Origin of the sequence: Carboxylicivirga linearis (genome assembly GCF_018271995.1) — a bacterium.
GTDB classification, from domain to species: domain Bacteria; phylum Bacteroidota; class Bacteroidia; order Bacteroidales; family Marinilabiliaceae; genus Carboxylicivirga; species Carboxylicivirga linearis.
This window is the reverse complement of sequence record NZ_JAGUCO010000074.1, coordinates 1-2007: the sequence shown is the minus strand read 5'-3', so window position 1 is coordinate 2007 and position 2007 is coordinate 1. Positions and strand designations below refer to the sequence as shown.

At 36.4% G+C, this 2007-nt stretch carries 3 protein-coding genes; all 3 read right to left on the bottom strand.

Going from position 1 to position 2007, the window contains the following annotated elements; all coding sequences use genetic code 11:
- On the bottom strand, window positions 1-1000 hold a 1000-nt coding region (locus tag KEM10_RS23575; protein WP_212220781.1), incomplete at its 3' end, for a relaxase/mobilization nuclease domain-containing protein.
- 6 nt (window positions 1001-1006) lie between these two features.
- Complete coding sequence (locus KEM10_RS23570) at window positions 1007-1390, bottom strand: plasmid mobilization protein (RefSeq protein WP_212220778.1); 384 nt, start codon at window positions 1388-1390, stop codon at window positions 1007-1009.
- 185 nt (window positions 1391-1575) lie between these two features.
- Window positions 1576-2007, bottom strand: a 432-nt coding sequence (locus KEM10_RS23565; protein ID WP_212220775.1) for a DUF3945 domain-containing protein, incomplete at its 5' end; no start/stop codon positions are given.

Genomic DNA, 2007 nt, shown 5'->3' with positions numbered 1-2007 from the left:
CAGACGTCAATACAAAATCCTTCAATCTGGATCGATATTTTTTAAGCAGATATTGCGAATCAATTACAGCCTTATCTTTCATTGAAAAAACCATCAGGTTATTGTTTTCAGAATTCTGATACAGCACACAATCATTCCTGAATAATGCTGATTTGAGTTCTGACTTCGTATAAAATCGATACTCTTTATTTAAAGCTTTTAACAGACTTTCTATTTCAGATTTATGTCTTTGAACAATTGCATCTTCTAATTCTTTTAATTCGCTGTTTTCGGCAAAATCAGGTTGCACTTTTAAATCAGATAGAGGAACCGGATGCCGATGTGTTTCCCTGTTTTGATCAATCACAAAAACATTTTGTCCTCTTGTGCTATTCCTTAGCTCGATATTAAAACCTTTCAGGACATCAATATACTGTTGCTTACCACTAATATTCGATTCATTTAAAAGCATAAAAGTCTTCTGGATACCATCGTATAAATGCGGAGTTTTATCATCCGGCAGCGATACCATACTCTTACTCACATGAGAAGTATGGTTGAGATTATAGGATTCTTCCAGGTTATTAACAAAAGCATTCACCCGCCTTTTTTCATTGTTATCTTTAATCTTTTTAAAGCTATGCGCATCAATTCTTGTTGTCACCAGATGAAAATGCTCCCTGTCTATATCCTTGTGATGATATACAAAATAAGGCTGCTCTCCATATCCCATTTGTTTCATAAATCGATCCATCTCCTTTTTCAGGTCATTCACACTCATCCTTTTCATATCCTCCGGTCCTGGATTAAAGGATAGATGAAAACACTTGTGTTTGGTTCTTTTATTTGATGCTTCAATCTTCCGAAGTGTATCCAATCGAAACTCTATCGGGCTTAAAAACGGATCAATGGAATTAGTATTCTTGTGATGAAAGAAAGACGCCTTCCCTTTCTCCACTTTCAATTCATTATACAACAAAGCAGCTTCCGTATTCACCGACTGATGCATCACAATGACCATGTCTAATTATTTAAGATCCATCAATATCAAATGCTTTGACAGCACAGCATGACATTCCTTTAAAATATCCAGACAGGAACATATCACTTCCATATCCGCTCTTTTCAGCATATAGGTGTTATAAGCGTTGAGTTTATGAGCTACCTGATTCAGGTTGGTACCCAGTTTAACCAAATCATAATCCAGCATTCTGAAGAGTGTATAAAACTCATCGCTTACATCTATATGTTTGGACAGACGTTTTCGAAAAATCCTTTCTCTGATAAAGTCACTTAAACAACTAATCTTTTCTTTGGAGAACATTTCCTGCAATTTTTGTCTTTCAGCTATTGTCAGATACACCTTTAACTGCACTGTTCTCTTCTTATCATCATCTATTTTGGGTCTCATAATATTTCATTTCTATCCAATAAATCCACCACCCCTCGGAGAGCAAGACAAAGGTTTTTCAGGTACTGAAAAACACATCTTGCCTTTGTTTTTAAGCAGTCACAATTCCATTTATTTTTTGAGATAAAAAAAGGAAAAGTCAACCTGCAACTCTTCCTTTTCTTCCGCTGAAAGCTGAACATGGTTCAACCTACTTTGATCCCTTTACCCTTTTTTACCGTTTCGGTATTTTCCTCTTTCACCTGTTGTTTTTTTGCCTGTTTAAAATCAGAAAATGCTATGGTTCGACCGGCAGGATCCACCTGAAGAGTGGCTGAGAATTTCTTATCGTTTTTTCCTGTCATGCCCTGCAGATTAACCTTCCCTCCGTTCATCAGAGTCTGCTTTTGTTCTTCACTCAGGCCCACTCCTTTTATTTTATCCGAAAGATTGATATTCTTCTGTTTCAGAGGAATGATTTCATTGGTTTTGGAATCAACCCCTATAAAGTATTTATCTTTCTTACCTGACAGATCCTGTAATTCAATCACCTTACCCATATTACGATCATTGATCAGGGCTGTCTTTTCTTCATTGGTAAAGGTATGCCCCATAAACTGATCGGGAATATACATCCG

What these genes read in the sequence shown, in the direction of transcription:
- KEM10_RS23570 (WP_212220778.1), bottom strand. Translation starts at nt 1,390, where the DNA reads ATGAGACCCAAAATAGATGATGATAAGAAGAGAACAGTGCAGTTAAAG.